We start from the raw sequence: 19666 nt of genomic DNA, 5'->3' as shown, positions 1-19666 counted from the left end.
CCCGTCGATCGGGGGTGGGTACTGCGGAATCGTCAGGTGGGTCGTCAGGTGAGGAGGGGCCGGGCCAGGTCCGGCCGGGGGTGGATGCGGACGATGTCGCGCCGGACGTCGGCGGCGCCCGGCATCCGGCTCGCGGGCATCCGCACGGCCGCGGCGCCCCAGGCCAGCGCCTCGGTGAGCGCGCGGGCCCCGCGGGCGCCCGCGGCGAGGAACCCGGCGAGCAGGGCGTCACCGGCGCCGACCGTGCTGCGCGGGCCGGCGACGGGCGCCTCGCCGGTGAGGACGCCGTCGTCGTCGACGAGCACCGCGCCCTCGGCGCCGAGGCTGACCAGGACGGCGCGGGCCCCCCGCGCCCGCAGCTCCGCGGCGGCCCCGACGACGTCGGCGACGGTGTGGACCGGTCCGCCGACGGCCTCGGCGAGCTCCTCCCGGTTCGGCTTGATCAGGTCGGGGCCGGCGGCGACGGCGGCGCGCAGCGCCGGGCCGCTGGAGTCGACCGCGACGCGGATGCCGTCCGGCGCGAACCGGCGGCACAGCGCGGCGTAGGTGTCGTCGGGGACGCCGGGCGGGAGGCTGCCGCAGCCGACCACCCAGCTCGCCGCGCCGGCCTCGGCGACCACGACGGAGCCGATCTCCTCCAGTTCCGCGGCCGTCAGCGCGCCGCCCGGCTCGTTGAGCTTGGTGTCGACGCCGCCGGGCTCGACGATCGTCACGTTGGACCGGGTGCGCCCCTGGACGCGGACGGCGCGGACGCGCATGCCCTCGGCGGCCAGCAGCCGGTGCAGCTGGTCGCCGTCGGCGCCGCCCACCGCGACCACGGCGGTGGACGCGACCCCGTTGGCGAGCAGTGCCCGGGACACGTTGACGCCCTTGCCGCCCGGGTCCAGCCGCGCCGACCGGGCCCGGATGACGGCGCCGCGGGTCAGTACGTCCACCTCGATCGTGCGGTCGAGGCTCGGGTTGAGCGTCACCGTCACGATCATGCGCGGGCCGTTCCCCGGTACATGTTGCTTCCCTTCCGTTTGATTTTGTTTCCCTTGTATTTAGGCCCGTTTAGCGCCGTCGTCAAGAGGTACCGACGGGTTTTCACCCCGGAGGACGCGTCCGCCGCCAGAGTCCGGAACGGCTGCGCGGGAACCGGGCGCGACCGGGGGAGGACGCGCGGCGGGAGGGCAAGTCGGGGCGGCCGTTCATGGTCGTCTTGTCCGATCGTGGGGAGGATGGACGGAGGGGGTGGAGCGATGCGCGAGGCGGGAGGGGCGTCGTGACCCGGGCCGGCCCGGCCGCGTCCGGAGCGGAGGACGGGGACGGCGACGGGGGACGGGCGGGGTCGGCGGCGCGCGAGATCGTCACCGCGCTGGCCGTCCTGGTCGTGTACCTGGTGTTCACCCACGCGTTCAGCGGCGACCGCGCGGCCAGCGACGCGCACGGGCGCGCGCTGCTGGACTTCGAGCGCTGGGCCCGCCTGGACGCCGAGCGCCCGCTGAACGACCTGCTCGCCCGGCACGGCGGGCTCGGCGCCGCCGCCGCGTGGGAGTACGCGACGACGTACGTGATCGGTACCTTCGGGTTCCTGATCTGGCTGTGGTGGCGGCGGAACCCGGCCTACGAGTGGGCGCGCAACACGCTGATCCTGGTGACGCTGATCGCGATCTGCTGCTTCGCGGTCTGGCCGACGACCCCGCCCCGGCTGCTGCCGGGCGAGGGGTTCACCGACATCATCGCCATGCACCATCCGCCGGCCACCTGGGGCAGCGAGGTCGTGTCCGCGGGCGCCAACCCGTACGCGGCGATGCCGAGCCTGCACATCGGCTGGGTCGCGTGGATCGGGGTCGCGGCGGTGCGGGCCCGCTGCCGCCCGTGGTTCACCTGGCTCTGCGCCCTGCACCTGGTGGTGACGGGACTGGTGATCGTCGCGACGTCCGCGCACTACGTCGTGGACATCCCGGGCGGGCTGCTGCTCCTCCCGGCGGCCGCCGCCGCCGAGCGGGCGCGCGCCCGGCTGATCGGCGGACGCCGGACGCCGGGCGGCGCGGCAGTGGGCGAGGCGGCCCTGGGCAGAGCTGCGCCGGGCAGGACGGTGCCGGGCAGGGCGCGAGCGGGCCGCGCAGGGCGGCGCAGGGAGCAGCGGGTGGCCGCCGCCGACGCGTTCTTCCTGCACGTGGAGAGCCGGGCCGTCCCGCAGGTGGTGGGCGGGGTCGCCGAGTTCGCCGGGCCCGGGCCGCCGGCGGAGCGGGTGCGCGCGCTGTTCGCCGAGCGGCTGCCCCGGCTGCCGCGGCTCACCCAGCGGGTCCGCCCCGGCGGCGCCCTGCGCCGGCCGCGCTGGGTGGACAACGGCGCCGTCGACCTGCGCCGGCACGTCCAGGTACTGGAGCTGCCCGCGTCCGGCGGGCGGCGCGCGCTGGACGGCCTCGTCGCCCGCCTCGTCGCCGAGCCGCTGGACCCCGGGCGCCCGCTGTGGCGGTTCTGCCTCGTCCGCCGCGGGCCCGCCGGCCCGGACGCCGTCGTGGTGCTGTTCCACCACGCGATCGCCGACGGCATCGGCGTCGTCGACATCCTGCGCGGGATCCTCGACCCCGCGCTGCCGGAGGCGGCCCCGGCGCGCGGCCCTGGCCGCCTCGCGCGGGCCGCCGCCGTCCTGCCCGGCCTGGTCCAGCTCGGCCTCGACGGCGCCGCCCGCACGGTGTCGGTCGCCGGCCCGCTGGGCCCGGAACGCTTCTTCGGCACCGCCACGCTGCCGCTCGACCGGGTCCGGGCCGTCGCCCGCGCGGCCGGTGCGCGGGTCACCGACGTGCTGCTCGCGCTGGTCGGCGAGGCCGTCGCCGGCGTCCTGGCCGAACGCGGCGAGCCGGTGGACGGCCGGCCGCTGCGCACCGCCGTCCCGATGACGCTGCGCGCCCCCGAGCCGCCCGGAACGGGCCGCACCGCCGTGCCGGGCAACCTGACCGCCGCGCTGCGCCTGGACGTGCCGGTCGGCGCGATGCCGGTCCTGGACCGGCTGGCCGCCGTGCACGCGGCGGCCGAGCGGCGCCGCAGGTCCGGCCGGGCGCCGGCGAGCACCGCCGCGATGCGGCTGATGGGCGCGCTGCCGCCGCCGCTGCACGCCCGCGCCGCCCGCCGCACCTACCGGGCCGGCTTCTTCGGTGGGATCGTGTCCAACATGCCCGGACCGCCGCTGCCGATGTCGCTCGTCGGGGCGCGGCTCGGGGACGTCCACCCGATCCTGCCCCTCGCCGACGGGGTGCCGTTCGCCGTGGGCGCGCTCAGCTGGAACGGGGCCCTGCACATCTCGGTGACCGCCGAGCCGAACGTGCTGCCGGAGGGGGCCGCGTTCCCGGACGCCCTGCTGCGGGCCTTCGAGCGGCTGGCCGCCGCCACCGCGGGCGACGGCGCGGGGAGCGGCGCGGGCAGCGAGGCGCAGAGCGGGACGGCCTGATGGCGTGGTCGGTGGGCTTCGCCGTGCTCGCGGCGTTCCTGTTCGCCGCCGCCGCCGCGCTGCAGTACCGGGCCGCCCGGCGGGCGGTGCGCGGCGGCTCGGACGCCGGTGCCGCGCACGGGCTGCTCCGGCGGCTGGTCCGGGACCCGGTGTGGCTGACCGGGTGGGGGGTGAACCTCGCCGGCTTCTGCGCCCAGGCGATCGCCCTGCACTTCGGCTCGACCGCGATCGTCCAGCCGCTGCTGGTCACCCAGCTGGTCTTCACGATCGCGCTCGGCACGGTCGGCACGGGGCGCCGCCCCGCGCGGATCGACCTGCTCGGCGGGGTGTTCGTGTCGGCGGGCCTCGCCGTGCTGTTCACGGTGCCGGGCGCGATCCCGCCGGAGGGCGAGCCGTCCCGGCCCCGGATCTTCGTCGCGGGCCTGATCGCGGCGCCGGTCATCGTCCTGCTGTCCCGGGCGGCGTGGCTGCGCGCGGGCCCGACGCGGGCGGCGCTGCTCGGCGTGTGCGCCGGGCTGTTCTTCGCCGCCACCGCCGTGCTGATCAAGCTCACCACCGCCGACCTCGTCGATCACGGGATCGCCGCCACCGCCGCCGACTGGCCCGGCTACGCGCTCGCCGGCAGCACGCTGCTCGGGCTGGTCCTGGAGCAGCGGGCGTTCGCCGCCGGGTCGCTCCCCGCCGCGATGACCGCGATGACGATGACCAACCCGATCGCCTCCTACCTGGTGGCCGCCTTCGCCTTCGCGACGCTGCCGCCCCGGACCGCCGCGGCGTTCGTCGCCGTGTCGTTCACCGTCGTGCTGCTCACCATCGGGGTCGCGCTGCTCTCCCGCTCCGCGCACGCCGCCCGCGGGCACGACGAGCCCCGTACACTCCCGCCATGAGGGATCGCAGTTGATCACCCGCCGCGCGCTCCTGCTGGGCGGGCTCGCCGGCGCCGGTGCCGCCGTGGCGATGTCGGGCACCGGATACGCGCTGGTGGAGAACGAGGTGCTGCCCGGCAAGGTCCGCCTCGACCGCGCACTCGGCCGATGCGGGCAGGTGCCCGCGCCGCCCGCCGCGTCCGCCGCCGTCCAGCGGATGACGTGGCGGTCCGCGCACCGGCGCACCACCGTCACCGCCACCATCGTCCCGCCGGCGCGGGGCCGCTCCCTGCGCGGCCTGCCGGTCGTGGTCGCGCTGCACGGCAGCGGCGGCACCGGGGCGAGCGCCGTGTCGGGCCTCGCGCTGGACCACTACCTGCCGGACGCCGTCGCCGGCGGGGGCGTCCCGCCGTTCGCCCTGGTCGCGGTGGACGGCGGCCCCGACACCTACTGGCACGCGCGCGCCGGCGGCGACGACCCCATCGCGATGATCGTGGACGAGCTGCTGCCGCGGCTGCGCGAACGCGGCGCCCGGACCGGCCGCATCGGTGCGATCGGCTGGTCGATGGGCGGCTACGGCGCGCTCGTGCTGACCCGCAGGCTCGGCGCCGGGCGGATGGCGGCCGCGGTCGCCTCGTCCCCGGCCCTGTTCACGTCGTACGAGGACGCCCGCGCCACCAACCCGCGCGCCTTCGACGACGCGGCCGACTACGCGCGCAACGACGTCTTCGCCGCGCTGGACGAGCTGAAGGGCGTCCCGCTGCGCGTCGACTGCGGGACGAGCGACCCCTTCGCCGCCATGGCGCGCAGGTTCCGGGACCGCGTCCACCCGGCGGGCGCGATGGCCGGCGGCTGCCACGACGGCGCCTTCTGGCGTCCGCGCCTGCCCGCCCAGCTCGCCTTCCTCGGCCACCGCCTGGCCGGCGGCTGATCAGGCCGTCCGGGCGGCGCGGCCGGCGCGGACCAGCCAGCTCAGCATCAGCATGAGGTCGAGCCGGCCGTCCACCTGGGTGAACCGCCCGCCGGTCAGCTCGGCGATGCGGCGCAGCCGGTACCGGACGGTCTGCTCGTGGATGTGCAGCCGCTCCGCCGCGATCACCGCGTTGTCGCCGCACTCCAGGTAGGTCAGCAGCGTCTCGGCGAGCGGCTGGCGGCGCGCCGGGGGCAGTTCCAGCAGCGGCCCGAGGACGGCCTCGGCGGTCGCGCCGATCAGCTCGTCGGCGGCGAGCGCGGCCAGCGACGCGATGTGGTCCGCGCACCGGACGGGGGCGTCGCGCGGCAGCAGGCCGCGCTCGGCCAGCGTCAGCGCGTGCCGGGCCCAGCGCAGCGAGACCGCGCCCTGCCCGAGCGGCACCGTCGGCCCGATCGCGGCGGTGCCGAGCCTGCGCAGCACCGGCCACAGGCGATCCTGGCCGGGGCCCTCGGGGTCGGGCACCACCAGGAACGGGACCGGCGCGTCCCAGTCGGCGAGCACCCCGGGCGGCAGGATCCGCGCGCCGCCGGGCGCGCCGGCCGGCAGCGCGACCAGGGCGATGCTGCGGGGCGGCTCCCAGCGGGCCGCGACCGCCAGCTCGGTGATCGTCTCCGCGGCGGGCGGCGGCTCGGCGACCAGCAGGTCCCGCAGCCGCTCGCGGCGCCGCTCCCGCTCGGTCGCCAGCTGGCCCTGCTGGCGGGCGTACCCCTGCGCGGCGGCGTCGGCGACCCGCGCCAGCAGCATGAACAGCGAATCGGTCAGCCGGCTCAGCGTCTCCCGCGACCAGCCGAGCCGGTAGGCGTCCTTGATGAACCGCCGGCAGGCGACCTGGCTGCTCACCCGCATCGCGTTCTGCAGCGCGCCGAGGCTGCGGCCCTGCCGGGCCTCCTCCTCGCCGAGCCGCAGGTACAGCTCGGTCAGCTGCCGCGCGTCGGCGTTCGGGTGGTCGACGGAGTCGACGAAGAACGCGACGGTGTCGGCGACGGTCCGCTCCACCCGCTTGGCGTACTCGCCGCCGTCGTCGCCCGCGTACTCGGGGACCTGGTCGCGGATCTCGCGTTCCATCTCGTCGACGGCGGCCTGGAGGTGCTGCCGCAGAAGTTCCGGCAGCTCGGCGGGCATGGGCCCTGATGTCATCCGGTGTCCGTTCCGACGGGCTGGGGGCTGGGCGGATCGGCCTCACCCTAAGCAAGAACCGGGTGGCTGTCATCACTCGGCCCCCGGCCCCCGGCCGCCGCCGGACGGCGGTCAGGAGCGGGTCGGCTGCGGGGCCGTGTTCGAGGCCGTGTTCGGGGCGCCGCCCGCGCCCGCGCCCGGGGCGGCTCGGTGCCGGGCCGTGAGGCGGCGCCCGAGGCGCTGCGCGGGGCGTTCGACGTACCGGTGGGTGAGCGCCGCCGACACCAGCACGCCCGCGACCAGGACCACGCCCCAGGCCGCCCGGACGGGGACGGGCAGGCCCCAGGTGTCCTCGCCGGCCGCGTACCAGACCACCTGGACGACCAGCGGATGCAGCAGGTAGAGGGAGTAGCTGACCAGTCCCGACCACACCAGGAACCGGGGCATGCGGCGGCCGCGGAGGGCGAGGCCGGCCAGGAAGGTCAGCCACGCGGCCGCCACGGCGATCGTCCAGTCCCGCCCGAGCGGGTTCGGGTTGGCGTACAGGGCCCAGGACGTCGGGGTGCGCAGGCCCGCCACGAGCGACAGGGCCGGGACGACCGCGACCATCGCGACGGCGGGCCACCTGCGGAGCCGCCCCTCCTGGATGGCCCGGACGGCCGTCCCGGCGAACATCGTGGCGATGATGCACAGGCTCTCGATGGCGCCGATGCGGCTGTTGAGCACGAGCAGCGTCAGGGCCAGCCCCGCGACGACCGCGACCCCCGCCCGCCGCGTCGCGCGCCGGTTGCCGAGCATGGCGGCGAGCCCGCCGACCAGCAGCAGCGCGGCCGCGATGATCGTCCCGCCGGGCCAGCGGGAGGCCAGCAGCCCGGACGGCAGCGCCACGCCGAGGATCGCCGCGCCCACGCCGAACCCCAGCGCGACGCGGGCGCTGGAGCGGTGCACCCCGGCGACGAACATCGCCGTGATGAGCAGGTAGAACACCATCTCGTAGGACAGCGTCCAGAGCACGTTGACGGCGTTCGGCACGCCCAGCAGGTCCTGCAGCATCGTCAGGTGGGCGAGGGCGGCCTCCCAGGGCCGGTCGCCGAGCGCGGCGGGCAGCCCGTAGGTCACGCCGGCCGTGGCGAGGACCAGGGTGAGCACCAGCGACACGCCCCAGGCGGGGTACAGCCGGAAGAACCGCCCGGTCCAGAACTCCCGGACGTTGCCACGCCGCTGCAGCGAGAACGGCACGACGTAGCCGCTGACGAGGAAGAACACGAACACCCCGTACCGGCCGAAGTCGAACCAGGGGCTGGCCGTCCGGCGCACCTCGGGCAACAGCACGTCGAGGGAGTGCTCGAACACCACCACCAGGGCGGCGAGGCCGCGCAGGGCGTCGAGCCACCCCATCCGCGAGGCGTGTCCCGATGCGGTACCGGTCGTCTGGGCTGGAGGCAGGGTGTTCGTCGGCATCGGGGGCCACCATAGGGGCCGAACCGTTACCTTCTCTAACGGGTGAATGAGATTTTTGTGGGATAACGGCCCGCCGGCTGACTCAGCGTAACGGGGCGGAAGCAGCCGTACGGCGGGCCGGAGCAGGGCCGCCGCCGGACGGGACCGGAGCCCGCGCCGGGATGCCGGTGTGATCAACGCCACACCCCGCCGGGAGGCGTCAGCGGACGCCGACGGCACCGTACAGCAGCGGGCCGCCGAGGGGCGCCGGGCCGGTGATCGGCACCACCCCGGGCGGGAGCGGCCGGAACGGTCCGAGCAGGCGCGCCACGTCGGCGCCGCCGCGCGGGTACAGCGGGACGCCGCTCGCCTCGCGGTAGCGCCGCGCGGCCTCGGCGGCCGCGGCCGGGGCGAAGTCGGCGGTGAGGTGCGAGACGACCAGGGCGCTGCCCGGCGCGGCGGACGCGGCGAGCCGGGAGATGAGGCCGCCGGCGCCGGGCAGGAAGTGCAGGACGGACGACAGCACCAGCGCCACCGGCTCGGCCGGGTCGATCAGCCGGCGCACCTCGGGGCTGCCCAGCACCGCGTCCGGGTCCCGGACGTCGGCCCGCAGCGCCGCGATGTTGCCGCCGTCGATCAGCAGCGCGCGGGCGTGGGCGATGACGAGCGGGTCGCGGTCGACGTAGACGACGCGGGTGCCGGCGATGTGGCGGGCGGCCATCTGGTGCAGGTTGTCGGCCCGGGGCAGGCCGCAGCCGAGGTCGACGAACTGCCGGACGCCGCGCTCGGCCAGCAGCCGGACCGACCCGGCGAGGAAGGCGCGGGCGGCGCGGGCGGCCTCCGCCGCCTGCGGGAGGACCTCCAGGATCCGGTGCGCGAGCAGGCGGTCGCAGGAGTAGTTGTCCTTGCCGCCGAGGAGGTAGTCCTGGACGCGGGCCGGACCCGGCCTGTGCAGGGCGAGCGGGGCCTCCGGCGCCCGCGTCCCGGCCGTGGTCATGTCGTTCACCTATCGCCTTCCCTGAGGGGAGGAGTGCAATGGCTCCTTCCGACGGTAGGCGGCCGGGCCGGGGAGCGCGCGGCCGGGTCCGGTGGGCGGGGGGCGGGCGGCGCGTCCGGTGGCCGCATCGGGCCAACCGTGTTTGGCGGGCGCCCCGCCGGGCCGGGGGGCCGCGCGGCGGGCATCAGGAGCGCGGCGGGGGACGGACGGTCGCCGCGCGCTCACAGCGGCGTGCGGACGCGCGCGGCGCGTGGCCGCATCCGGCCATGACACGGACCTGACCGCCGCGGTCGGCGCCCTGTCGGAACCTGGTTCAGCTCCCCTGCCCGGGGTCCCGCCACATGAGCCAGACCGGCGGGCAGCCCCGCCCCGGGAGGGCCAGCTCCCGGGTCACCCGGAACCCGAACCGCTCGTAGTAGGGGACGTTCTGCTCCTTGGAGCTCTCCAGATAGGCGGGGATCCCCGCGGTGTCGCAGCGGTCCAGCCGGGACCGCAGCAGCGCGCCGCCGAGGCCGCCGCCCTGCGCCGGGGGATCGGTGCCGAGCACCGACAGGTACCAGTGCGGCTCCCGGGGATGGTGCCGCTCGATCGCGCCGAGCGTGCGCAGCGTGACCGGCACCCGCGCGCCGAGGATCCGCAGCAGCGGCACCGCCTGCGCCGCCTGCAGCCGGACCGGCACCCGCCAGTGGCCGGGCGGGTCCCACAGCGCGGCCGCCGCGACCGCGCCGTCCCGGCCGGCCGTCTCGGTGGCGCCGTGCCGCAGGTGCACCCGCCGCAGCAGGACGCCGAACAGCCCGGTCAGCCGCCGCACCCGCGACGCGTCATCGGGCAGCAGCCAGCGCCAGACCGGGTCGTCGTCGAAGGCGCGCGCCAGGACCGGCGCGATCGCCGCCGCGTCGGCGCCGGCGGCCGTGCGGACGAGCGGGGACGGCTGGGAGGGGGATGTCATGGCGCGGCCTCCAGGAGGGACGCGCCGATCCTCTCACGCGCAGAAGCGGCGGCGGCGGCGCCGGTCGCCGCGCGGCCGGGTCAGCTCGTCCAGGACCAGGCTCGCGCCCGCCCCCACCAGCCAGGTGTCCTTGGCGAGCGCGATGCCCTCCTGGGTCGGCCGGATGCCGCCCTCCTGGCGCATGCCCGGGAGCCGCAGGTAGAGGCCGGCCAGCCCGGCGGAGAACGCGGTGAGCGCCGCGCCCGCGACCAGCGACGGCACGAACGGCGCCAGCAGCGCGCTGCCGAGCGCGAGCTCGGCCCGGGCGAGGTTGCGGGTGAAGGTCCGCGCGTCCTGCGATTCCAGGAACGGGTAGGCGGTCTTCGCCATGCCGTGGGTCGCGTCGGCCGACTCGTCCAGGGCCTGGATCTTCGACAGGCCCGAGTTCAGGATGAAGGCCCCCACGGTCAGCCGGATCGGGACCTGGTGGGCGCGAACTAGAAAACGCATCGTTCCCCATAACGATCGGTGGATCGGGCGCAGGGATCATTCCCGCCGTTCGTCCGCCGCACCTGAAGCCGGGGTCAAGTCTCGCCCTACCGGGGCGCGGGCCGGCAGGCGCTCCGCTCGCCCAGGTAGACGCGGGTCGCGGTGCCGTGCGGGCCGGTGTGGACGCGGACGAGGTCGGCGAGGTGGTGCACCAGCAGGATGCCCCGGCCGCCGTGCGGGCTCATGTCCGCGGGCCGCCGGCCGGCGAGCGGGTCGGTGATCGTCCCGGCGTCGCTGACCTCGCAGACGGCCCGGCCGTCCTCCGACCAGAACCGGGCGGTGCCGGCCCCGCCGCCGTGCAGGCAGGAGTTGGCGGCCAGCTCGCTGACGGCGAGCTCCATGTCGCCCGCGGCGTCGGCGCCGAGGCCGAGCGCGGACGCCCAGCGGCAGGCGAACTCGCGGAGGCGGGGGAGCGCGTCCAGGTCGAAACGCATCGTGACCGCGCCCCGCGGTTCCGGCAGCGGCCGGTTGTAGGCGCGGATCACGCGGTGCGGCGCGTACTCGGCGCTCGCGCGCTCGCCGCGCCGGTCGATCACGGTGGGATGGGTGGCGCGGGCGTCGGCGAGCGCGACGGGGTCCAGACCGGACTCGTCGTAGGGGCACAGGATCGACACGCCGCGGCCCGCGAACGCCAGGTTGATCAGCGCCTCGTGCTGGGCGCAGGCCGGGTACTCGGCGGCGGTGCGGCCGGGCCAGACCGGCTCGCCGATGATCCGGACCCGCCCGCCGGTGTGCCGGTCGGCGAAGTCGCGCAGCACGCCGGGGATGATGCGGCCGGGGTTGCGCCCGGCCTCGGCCATGTCCAGCCAGGTGACCTCGCCGGCGGTCGCGCCGAGCGCGTCGCGCAGCAGGCCGAGGCGGCGGCCCGGCACGGCCACCGCGACCGGTTCGCCCGCCGCCCGCCCCGCGCGGACGAACGGGACGGTGCCGGCGAGGTACTCCTCGTCGTCCCGGTAGAAGAGCGCGGGGTGGAGGAACGGGCCCCGTGGCGCCACGCCCGGTGCACCGGGCCTGATGCTCATCTCGCGGTCGCTCCGTCCGGGCTCGCTGCGGTCACCTGCATCGGATCGAGGGTACGCGCCTGGGCACGGCGGTGCGAGACGGGCCCATGGTGGCGTCCCCCGACGTCAGCGATGACTGGTTCAGACCAGTGGTACCCACGCCTGACCGGGGAAAACGGGGGAAATGTGCAAAATTGTCTTTTCGCACCGCGGGGGCGCCCGGCGGCTCACCGGCCCGGGAGCAGCGCCGCGTCGACGACGTCGGCCAGCCGGCCGCGCCTGCGGTAGGCGGCCCGCTGCCGGTCGGCGCCCGTCCCGCCGGCGAGCAGCCGCCAGACGCCGGCGGTGACGAACGCCGCCTCCCCGGCGTCGCCGAGCGCGGGCAGCACATGCGCCAGCAGGTCGCCGGCCTGCTCCCGGAAGCCGGCCGGACGGCCCGTGCACACGTCCACGCCCCGGCCCGCGAGGCCGTCCCGCGCGGCCAGCCAGTACGCCGCGCGCAGCATCTCCTGCGGCGGGTCGGGCGCCCGCTCCCCGGCCTCCACCGCCCGGGACGACACCCGCACCAGCGCCCGGACCAGCGCGGCGAAGACGGCCGCCTCGGCGCTGGTCGGGGCGACGTCGGCGAGCCGGACCTCCACGGTGGGCAGCCGCGCCGACGGCCGGACGTCCCAGAAGACCGTGCCGGTGTCCAGCAGGGCGCCGCAGCCGAGCAGTGTCCCGACGAGGTCGTCGTAGTGGGCGGCCGAGGCGAAGAACGGCGGCGGGCCCGCCACCGGCCAGCGCGCCCACGCCATCGCCCGCCAGCAGGCGTGGCCGGTGTCGCGGCCGGCCCAGTACGGCGAGTTCGCCGTCAGCGCCAGCAGCGTCGGCAGCCACGGCCGCAGGTGGTTGCCGACCTGGACGGCCCGCTCCCGGTCGGGCATCTCGACGTGGACGTGGCACGAGCAGATGCTCTGCTCGTCGTCCAGCCCCCGGTAGACGGCCAGGCTCTCGGCGTAGCGGGGGCCGGCGCCGATCGGCGCCGGGACCACCTCGCCCAGCACGGGCGTGCCGGTGGCGGCGAGCCGGACGCCCTCGGCCGCCGCCGCGGCCGCCATCGCGGCCCGCATCGCGCGGATCTGCTCGCGGAGCTTGCCGAGGTCGTGGCACGGCGAGGTCTTGGCCTCGGCGAGGAACGCGACCAGCTCGGTGGAGGCGCGCTCGCCCAGCGCCGCCCCGGCCCGCCGGACCACGGCGGGGGCACGGGGGACGACCTCCCGGGAGACGGGATCGACGACGAAGTACTCTTCCTCGACTCCGAATCGCAGGGTGGTCCACCACCTCGGTCTCGGGGCGACGCAGCCGGCCACGCTTCCCTCGACCGTACGTCGGCGCCGCCGCGCCCGCACGTGGCGGTCCGTCCGTAAACGGTGGTAATGGATCTTCTTGACCCTCCGCCGACCCACCGACCCGCCGGCCGGGGTCAGGGGGCGGTGCTCGGGCCCGGGTCGAAGAAGTACATCGACAGCGCGATGACGTGCGTGATGACGACCACGGCGATGCCGAAGAAGAACAGCATCTTGGCGGGCGCGTGCGGGAAGACCTTCCCGGGCTTGAGGGGCCCGAGCTCGCGCTGCCGGGCGGCGATCCGCTCTTCCAGCGGAGGGCGGCCGAACATGGCTAGTGCCCGGGTCCGTCCGCGACGACGTCGCTCATGATGTCGACGGCCAGCGCGAAGATCCCGCCGATCACGATCACCGCGGCGCCGATTCCGGTCACGACCCAGTCGGGCCCGAGGGTGATGCCGACACCGCCGACGACGAAACCGACGAAGATGATGGCCACGGCGACCCAGGACTTCGGGCGCCCGGCGTGGCTGCCAGTCGACATGTGCTGCTCTACCTCTGCAAGGATCCGGTGGGGCGGTACGGCGCCGACTCTAGCAACGCCCCTGGCCGGTGGGGCTTCCGGGGTGCCTCCTAGATCGTCCCGGGGGAGGGGCGGATCACACGAACGCGCCCATTCCGGTCGCGGCCCGGCCGACGATCAGCGTGTTGATCTCCCGGGTGCCCTCGTAGGAGTACAGCGCCTCCGCGTCGGCGACGAACCGGCCGATGCCGTAGTCGAGGACGATCCCGTTGCCCGCCATCAGCTCGCGCGCCCAGCCGACGGCCTCCCGCATCCGGGTGGTGCAGTACGCCTTGGCGAGCGCTGAGTGCTCGTCGCGGTAGAGGCCGTCGTCCTGCAGCTGGGCGAGCCGCACCACCATGCCGAGGCAGGACGTCGCGTTGCCCAGCATCTTGACCAGCAGGTCCTGGACGAGCTGGAACTTGGCGATCGGCCGGCCGAACTGCTCGCGCTCCACCGCGTAGTCGCGGGCGATCTCGTAGGCGGCGAGCATCACCCCGGCGGCCTGCCACGCCACGCCGCTGCGGGTCCGGCGCAGGATCGCCGCGGTGTCCCTGAAGCTGTTCGCGCCCGCGAGCCGGTCGGATTCGGGCACCCGGCAGTCGGTGAGCGCGATGTCGGCGTTCTGGACGGTCCGCAGCGCGATCTTGTTCTCGATCGGGGTGGCGGTGAACCCCGGCGTCCCCGCGGCGACGACGAAGCCCTTCACCTGGTCGTCGGCCTCGTCCCGCGCCCAGACGACGGTGTGGTCGGCGAACGTGGCGTTGCCGATCCAGCGCTTCGCGCCGTTCAGCACCCAGTGGTCGCCGTCGCGGCGCGCCGTGGTGCGCAGCCCGAGCGCGACGTCCGAGCCGCCCTCGGGCTCGGTGAGCGCGAACGCGCCGATCTTCTCCATCCGCCCCATGGCGGGCAGCCACCGCTCGCGCTGCTCGGGGGAGCCGCACCGGCCGATGCTGCCCATCGCGAGGCCGGTGTGGACGCCGAAGAAGGTGGCCATCGACGGGTCGACGCGCGCCATGTCCATCGCGAGGAACCCGGTGAGCAGGCTGCTCGGCCTCTCGCCGGGGCACTCGTCGTAGGCGAGGCCGGCGATGCCGAGCTCCCCGTACTGCGGGATCAGGTCGAAGGGGAACCGGGCCCGCGCCCAGCAGTCGTTCGCGATCGGCGCGACCTTCGACTCCAGGAAGGCGCGCACCCGCCCGACGATCTCCTTCTCCCGCTCGTCGAGGAGATCCTGCATGCGGTAGAGGTCGCCGGGGAGCGCATCCAAGGTCATGGGCGTGCTCTTCCCGGACGCCGCGCCGCTAACCGGCGCGCCGGTTGGCGGCGGGCCGGGCCGTCCCGGATTTCTGGTCACCGGGACCCGATTCAGAGCGGCGTTCGGTCGCTCGCCTACGATCCTGGGCATGACGGTGCCGCCTGAGGAACTCGAACTGGCCGCCGCCTTCCCCCCGGCCGAGCGCGACCGGTGGCGGGAGATGGTGAAGGGGGTGCTGCGCAAGTCCGGCGCGGCGACCGACGACACCCCCCTTGAGGAGATCGAGGGTCTGCTGACCCGCGAGTCCTACGACGGGGTGCCGGTCGCGGCGCTCTACACGCGCGGCGACGCCCCGCACGGACGGCCCGGCCTGGCCCCCTACGTCCGGGAGGTCCGGCCGGACGGGGAGGGCCTCGCCGGATGGGACGTCCGGCAGTGCCACGCCGGCGCCGACCCGGCCGCGGCCCGCGAGGCGATTCTCGCGGACCTGGAGAACGGCGCCACCTCGGTCTGGCTGCGGCTCGGCGAGGGCGGCCTGCCGGTGGCCGGCCTGCCGGACGCGCTGCGCGGCGTCCTGCTCGACCTCGCGCCCGTCGTGCTCGACGCGGGCGCGGCGGCGGGCGAGGCCGCGGACGCCTTCCTCGCCCTGGTGACCGAGCGCGGGAACGCCGCCGACGCGTCCGGGAGCCTCGGCGCCGACCCGCTCGGGCTGCAGGCCCGCACCGGCGCCGCCGGATCGCTGGACGGGGCCGCCGCGCTGGCCGTCCGGTGCGCCCGCGAGTTCCCGAAGCTGCGTGCGATCACCGTCGACGGCACCCCTTACCACGACGCGGGCGGGAGCGACGCCGAGGAACTGGGCGCGGCCGTCGCCGCCGGCGTCGCCTACCTGCGCGCCCTGACCGGCGCCGGGCTGAGCGTGGACGAGGCGTTCGGGCAGATCGAGTTCCGCCTCGCCGTCAACGCCGACCAGTTCTCCTCGATCGCCAAGCTGCGCGCCCTGCGCCGCCTGTGGGCGCGGGTCGCCGAGGTAAGCGGCGCCGCCGACGGCACGGCCGCGCGGATCCACGCCGTCACGTCGTCGGCGATGATGACGCGCCGCGACCCGTGGGTGAACATGCTCCGCACCACCATCGCGGCGTTCGCGGCCGGCGTGGGCGGCGCGGACGCGGTCACCGTCCAGCCGTTCGACGCCCGCCTCGGGCTGCCGGACGGCTTCGCCCGCCGCATCGCCCGCAACACCCAGACCCTCCTGCTGGAGGAGTCGAGCCTCGCCCGCGTCGTCGACCCGGCCGGGGGCTCCTGGTACGCCGAGAGCCTCACCGAGGACCTCGCGCGGGCCGCGTGGTCGTGGTTCACCGGGATCGAGAAGGCGGGCGGCCTCGGCGCCGCGCTCGGCTCCGGGCTCGTCGCCGACCGGATCGCCGCGACCTGGGCGCGGCGCCGCGCGGACATCGCCCGGCGCAGGGCACCGCTCACCGGCGTCAGCGAGTTCCCCAACCTCGCCGAGACGCCGCCCGCGCGCGACCCCGCACCGGCCCGGCCCGGCGGCGGCCTCCCGGTCGTGGCGTACGCGCAGGACTTCGAGGCACTGCGGGACCGCTCCGACGCCCACCTCGACGCGACCGGTGAACGCCCCAAGGTGTTCCTCGCGACGCTCGGGCCCATCGCCGTCCACACGGCGCGCGCGTCCTTCGCCGCCAACCTCTTCCAGGCGGGCGGCATCGAGACCGTCACCGGGGCCCCCGAGGAGTTCGGGACGTCCGGCACCACCGTTGCCTGCGTCTGCTCCAGCGACGGGCTGTACGCGGAGCGGGCCGCCGACGCCGCGCGGATCCTGCGCGAGGCGGGCGCGGTGAAGGTCTGGCTCGCGGGTAAGGGAACGTACGAGGGGGTCGACGCCAACGTGTACGCCGGATGCGACGCGATCGGTGTCCTGGAGACCGCCCTCCACGATCTGGGAGTGAACGAATGATCCCCGACTTCACCGAGATCGAGCTCGGAGCGGCGCCGTCCGCCGACGAGGCCGCCAAGCGCTGGCGCGCCGCCGTCCCCGACGGCGACGCCGAGACCTGGGACACGCCCGAGGGCATCGGCGTCAAGCCGCTCTACACCGGCGACGACCTGGCCGGGCTCGACTTCCTCGACACCCTGCCGGGCATCGCGCCGTACCTGCGCGGCCCCTACCCGGCGATGTACGCGACCCAGCCGTGGACGATCCGCCAGTACGCCGGGTTCTCCACCGCCGAGGAGTCCAACGCCTTCTACCGCCGCAACCTCGCGGCCGGGCAGAAGGGCCTGTCGGTCGCGTTCGACCTCGCCACCCACCGCGGATACGACTCCGACCACCCGCGCGTGGCGGGCGACGTCGGCATGGCCGGGGTGGCGATCGACTCCATCTACGACATGCGCCAGCTGTTCGACGGCATCCCGCTGGACCGGATGAGCGTGTCGATGACCATGAACGGCGCCGTCCTGCCCGTCCTGGCGCTGTACATCGCCGCCGCCGAGGAGCAGGGGGTGAAGCCGGAGGCCCTCGCCGGGACCATCCAGAACGACATCCTCAAGGAGTTCATGGTCCGCAACACCTACATCTACCCGCCGCAGCCGTCGATGCGGATCATCTCCGACATCTTCGCGTTCACCTCGCAGCGGATGCCGAAGTACAACTCCATCTCGATCTCCGGCTACCACATCCAGGAGGCCGGGGCCACCGCCGACCTGGAGCTGGCCTACACCCTCGCCGACGGCGTCGAGTACATCCGCGCCGGGCGCGACGCCGGCCTCGACATCGACGCGTTCGCGCCGCGGCTGTCGTTCTTCTGGGCGATCGGCATGAACTTCTTCATGGAGGTCGCCAAGCTCCGCGCCGCGCGGCTGCTGTGGGCGAAGCTCGTGCGGCAGTTCGACCCGGGCAACCCCAAGTCGCTGTCGCTGCGGACCCACTCGCAGACGTCCGGCTGGTCCCTCACCGCGCAGGACGCCTTCAACAACGTCGCCCGCACCTGCATCGAGGCGATGGCCGCCACGCAGGGCCACACCCAGTCGCTGCACACCAACGCGCTGGACGAGGCCCTCGCGCTGCCGACCGACTTCTCGGCCCGCATCGCCCGCAACACCCAGCTGCTCCTGCAGCAGGAGTCCGGGACGACCCGCACCATCGACCCGTGGGGCGGCAGCGCCTACGTCGAGCGGCTCACCTACGACCTCGCCCGCCGCGCCTGGGGCCACATCAGCGAGGTCGAGCAGGCCGGCGGCATGGCCAAGGCGATCGACGAGGGGCTGCCCAAGCTGCGCATCGAGGAGGCGGCGGCGCGCACGCAGGCCCGCATCGACTCGGGGCGGCAGCCCGTCATCGGCGTCAACAAGTACCGCCCGGACACCGAGCAGGAGATCGAGGTCCTGAAGGTCGACAACGCCTCCGTCCGGGCGCAGCAGATCGACAAGCTGCGCCGCCTGCGGGAGGAGCGCGACGAGGCCGCGACCCGGTCCGCGCTGGAGGCGCTGACGCGTGCCGCCGGGGCCGCCGAGGACGGCACCCGCGCGTCCGGGCTGGACCACAACCTCCTCGCGCTCGCCATCGGCGCCGCCCGCGCCAAGGCCACCGTGGGCGAGATCTCCGACGCCCTGGAGAAGGCGTACGGGCGGCACGCGGCGCAGATCCGTACGATCTCCGGTGTGTACCGGGAGGAGGCGGGCCAGGTGACCGCGATCGAGAAGGCGCGCGCGGCGGCCGCCGCGTTCGAGGACGCCGAGGGCCGCCGCCCCCGCATCCTCGTCGCCAAGATGGGCCAGGACGGCCACGACCGCGGCCAGAAGGTGATCGCGACCGGCTTCGCCGACCTCGGCTTCGACGTCGACGTGGGCCCGCTGTTCCAGACCCCGGCGGAGGTCGCCCGGCAGGCCGTCGAGGCCGACGTGCACATCGTCGGCGTCAACTCCCTCGCCGCCGGCCACCTCACGCTGGTGCCGGCGCTGCGCGAGGAGCTCGCCGCGCTCGGCCGCGCCGACATCATGATCGTCGTGGGCGGCGTCATCCCGCCGCAGGACTTCGACGAGCTGCGCGCCGCCGGCGCCGCCGCGATCTTCCCGCCCGGCACCGTGCTCGCGGACGCGGCGACCGGACTGCTCGACGAGCTGACCGCGCGGCTGGGGCACGTCTCGCCGTGAGGCCGGGGCTCGACGACTACGTGACCGGGGTGCGGGACGGGTCGCGCGCGTGGATCGCACGGGCGGTCACGCTCGTGGAGTCGACCCGTCCCGACCACCGGGAGCTCGCGCAGCGGCTGCTGGTCGAGCTGACCCCGCACGCCGGGGACGCCCGCCGCGTCGGGATCACCGGCGTGCCGGGGGTCGGCAAGTCCACGTTCATCGACGCGCTCGGCACGAAGCTGACCGGGGAGGGGCACCGGGTCGCGGTGCTCGCCGTGGACCCGTCCTCGACCCGGACGGGCGGCAGCATCCTCGGCGACAAGACCCGCATGCAGCGCCTCGCCGCCGACCCGGACGCCTTCATCCGGCCCTCCCCGACCGCCGGCACGCTCGGCGGCGTCGCCAAGGCCACCCGCGAGGCGATGGTCGTCATGGAGGCCGCCGGGTACGACATCGTCCTCGTGGAGACCGTCGGCGTCGGGCAGTCGGAGACGACCGTCGCCGAGATGGTCGACTCCTTCCTGTTCCTCACCCTCGCCCGCACCGGCGACCAGCTCCAGGGCATCAAGAAGGGCGTGCTGGAGCTGGCCGACGTCATCGCGGTGAACAAGGCCGACGGCGACCACAAGATGGAGGCCAAGCGCGCCGCGCGCGAGCTGTCGGGGGCGCTGCGGATGCTGCGCAGCGACGAACGCGTCCGCGACACCCCCGTCCTCACCTGCAGCGCCCGCGAGGGCACCGGGCTGGACGAGGTGTGGGGCCAGATCGTCGAGCACCAGGAGCGGCTGCGCGACTCCGGCGGCCTGGAGGCCCGGCGGCGCCGCCAGCAGGTCGGCTGGACATGGGCGATGGTGCACGACCGGCTGCTCGCCGAACTGCACGCGCACCCGGGCGTCCGGAGCCTCGTGCCGGGGCTGGAGCGGGAGGTCGCGGACGGGACCCTCACCCCGGCCCTCGCCGCCGACCGCATCCTGGCCGCGTTCTCGCGGGACGGCTGACCCCGGTTCCGGGCACCGGATGTCCGGGGTCGCGGCCGCGGCGGGCCGGGATCCGGTACAAAAGT

General features: G+C 75.8%; 17 protein-coding genes. 6 read left to right on the top strand and 11 right to left on the bottom strand.

Annotated features, from left to right (window positions below; genetic code table 11):
* Nucleotides 1-44: 44 nt before the first annotated feature.
* The gene (pfkB, locus tag ABZ806_RS30995; protein ID WP_500220971.1) at nucleotides 45-983 is read right to left on the bottom strand and encodes a 1-phosphofructokinase; all 939 of its coding nucleotides are present in this window, start codon (nucleotides 981-983) and stop codon (nucleotides 45-47) included.
* A gap of 281 nt (nucleotides 984-1264) precedes the next feature.
* Here pfkB and ABZ806_RS30990 point away from each other — a divergent pair, with 281 nt between their 5' ends.
* From ABZ806_RS30990 to ABZ806_RS30980, 3 genes are read left to right on the top strand one after another with little or no spacing between them, the layout of a single operon-like run.
* Nucleotides 1265-3436, top strand: coding sequence for a bifunctional phosphatase PAP2/O-acyltransferase family protein (locus tag ABZ806_RS30990; protein ID WP_500220970.1), 2172 nt, complete (start codon nucleotides 1265-1267; stop codon nucleotides 3434-3436).
* The gene (locus tag ABZ806_RS30985; protein ID WP_500220969.1) at nucleotides 3436-4323 is read left to right on the top strand and encodes a DMT family transporter; all 888 of its coding nucleotides are present in this window, start codon (nucleotides 3436-3438) and stop codon (nucleotides 4321-4323) included. Before ABZ806_RS30990 ends, ABZ806_RS30985 begins: the two co-directional genes overlap by 1 nt.
* 10 nt (nucleotides 4324-4333) lie before the next feature.
* Complete coding sequence (locus ABZ806_RS30980; RefSeq protein ID WP_500220968.1) at nucleotides 4334-5233, top strand: alpha/beta hydrolase; 900 nt, start codon at nucleotides 4334-4336, stop codon at nucleotides 5231-5233.
* Here the strand turns inward: ABZ806_RS30980 and ABZ806_RS30975 are convergent, their stop codons facing one another.
* From ABZ806_RS30975 to ABZ806_RS30930, 10 genes are all read right to left on the bottom strand, one after another.
* On the bottom strand, nucleotides 5234-6412 hold the full coding sequence (locus tag ABZ806_RS30975; protein ID WP_500220967.1) for a PucR family transcriptional regulator: 1179 nt from the start codon (nucleotides 6410-6412) through the stop codon (nucleotides 5234-5236).
* A gap of 111 nt (nucleotides 6413-6523) precedes the next feature.
* Nucleotides 6524-7852, bottom strand: a complete 1329-nt coding sequence (locus ABZ806_RS30970; RefSeq protein WP_500220966.1) for an acyltransferase family protein — start codon at nucleotides 7850-7852, stop codon at nucleotides 6524-6526.
* A gap of 199 nt (nucleotides 7853-8051) precedes the next feature.
* Nucleotides 8052-8828 (bottom strand): SAM-dependent methyltransferase, encoded by a 777-nt coding sequence (locus ABZ806_RS30965; protein ID WP_500220986.1) that lies wholly within the window; start codon nucleotides 8826-8828, stop codon nucleotides 8052-8054.
* A 313-nt stretch (nucleotides 8829-9141) separates the two neighbouring features.
* On the bottom strand, nucleotides 9142-9777 hold the full coding sequence (locus ABZ806_RS30960; RefSeq protein WP_500220965.1) for a GNAT family N-acetyltransferase: 636 nt from the start codon (nucleotides 9775-9777) through the stop codon (nucleotides 9142-9144).
* Between the two features lie 33 nt (nucleotides 9778-9810).
* The gene (locus tag ABZ806_RS30955; protein ID WP_500220964.1) at nucleotides 9811-10266 is read right to left on the bottom strand and encodes a hypothetical protein; all 456 of its coding nucleotides are present in this window, start codon (nucleotides 10264-10266) and stop codon (nucleotides 9811-9813) included.
* Nucleotides 10267-10352: 86 nt separating this feature from the next.
* Complete coding sequence (locus ABZ806_RS30950) at nucleotides 10353-11327, bottom strand: anti-sigma factor RsbA family regulatory protein (protein WP_500220963.1); 975 nt, start codon at nucleotides 11325-11327, stop codon at nucleotides 10353-10355.
* A 206-nt stretch (nucleotides 11328-11533) separates the two neighbouring features.
* Entirely contained in the window at nucleotides 11534-12658 is a 1125-nt protein-coding gene (locus ABZ806_RS30945) for a carboxylate-amine ligase (RefSeq protein WP_500220962.1), read from the bottom strand.
* Between the two features lie 113 nt (nucleotides 12659-12771).
* Nucleotides 12772-12966, bottom strand: a complete 195-nt coding sequence (locus ABZ806_RS30940; protein WP_500220961.1) for a hypothetical protein — start codon at nucleotides 12964-12966, stop codon at nucleotides 12772-12774.
* Nucleotides 12967-12968: 2 nt separating this feature from the next.
* The gene (locus ABZ806_RS30935) at nucleotides 12969-13178 is read right to left on the bottom strand and encodes an HGxxPAAW family protein (RefSeq protein ID WP_500220960.1); all 210 of its coding nucleotides are present in this window, start codon (nucleotides 13176-13178) and stop codon (nucleotides 12969-12971) included.
* 115 nt (nucleotides 13179-13293) lie between these two features.
* Nucleotides 13294-14472 (bottom strand): acyl-CoA dehydrogenase family protein, encoded by a 1179-nt coding sequence (locus ABZ806_RS30930; RefSeq protein ID WP_500220959.1) that lies wholly within the window; start codon nucleotides 14470-14472, stop codon nucleotides 13294-13296.
* 130 nt (nucleotides 14473-14602) lie between these two features.
* Between ABZ806_RS30930 and ABZ806_RS30925 the strand changes: the two genes are divergently transcribed.
* From ABZ806_RS30925 to meaB, 3 genes are read left to right on the top strand one after another with little or no spacing between them, the layout of a single operon-like run.
* Nucleotides 14603-16426 (top strand): methylmalonyl-CoA mutase family protein, encoded by a 1824-nt coding sequence (locus tag ABZ806_RS30925; protein ID WP_500220958.1) that lies wholly within the window; start codon nucleotides 14603-14605, stop codon nucleotides 16424-16426.
* On the top strand, nucleotides 16423-18621 hold the full coding sequence (gene scpA, locus ABZ806_RS30920; protein WP_500220957.1) for a methylmalonyl-CoA mutase: 2199 nt from the start codon (nucleotides 16423-16425) through the stop codon (nucleotides 18619-18621). Before ABZ806_RS30925 ends, scpA begins: the two co-directional genes overlap by 4 nt.
* On the top strand, nucleotides 18618-19601 hold the full coding sequence (gene meaB, locus ABZ806_RS30915; RefSeq protein WP_500220956.1) for a methylmalonyl Co-A mutase-associated GTPase MeaB: 984 nt from the start codon (nucleotides 18618-18620) through the stop codon (nucleotides 19599-19601). Before scpA ends, meaB begins: the two co-directional genes overlap by 4 nt.
* Nucleotides 19602-19666 lie beyond the last annotated feature (65 nt).

Source organism: Spirillospora sp. NPDC047418 (genome assembly GCF_040643275.1).
Taxonomy (GTDB): Bacteria; Actinomycetota; Actinomycetes; order Streptosporangiales; family Streptosporangiaceae; genus Spirillospora.
Note: the sequence above shows the minus strand (reverse complement) of the source record. Positions and strands in the feature narration are given on the sequence as shown.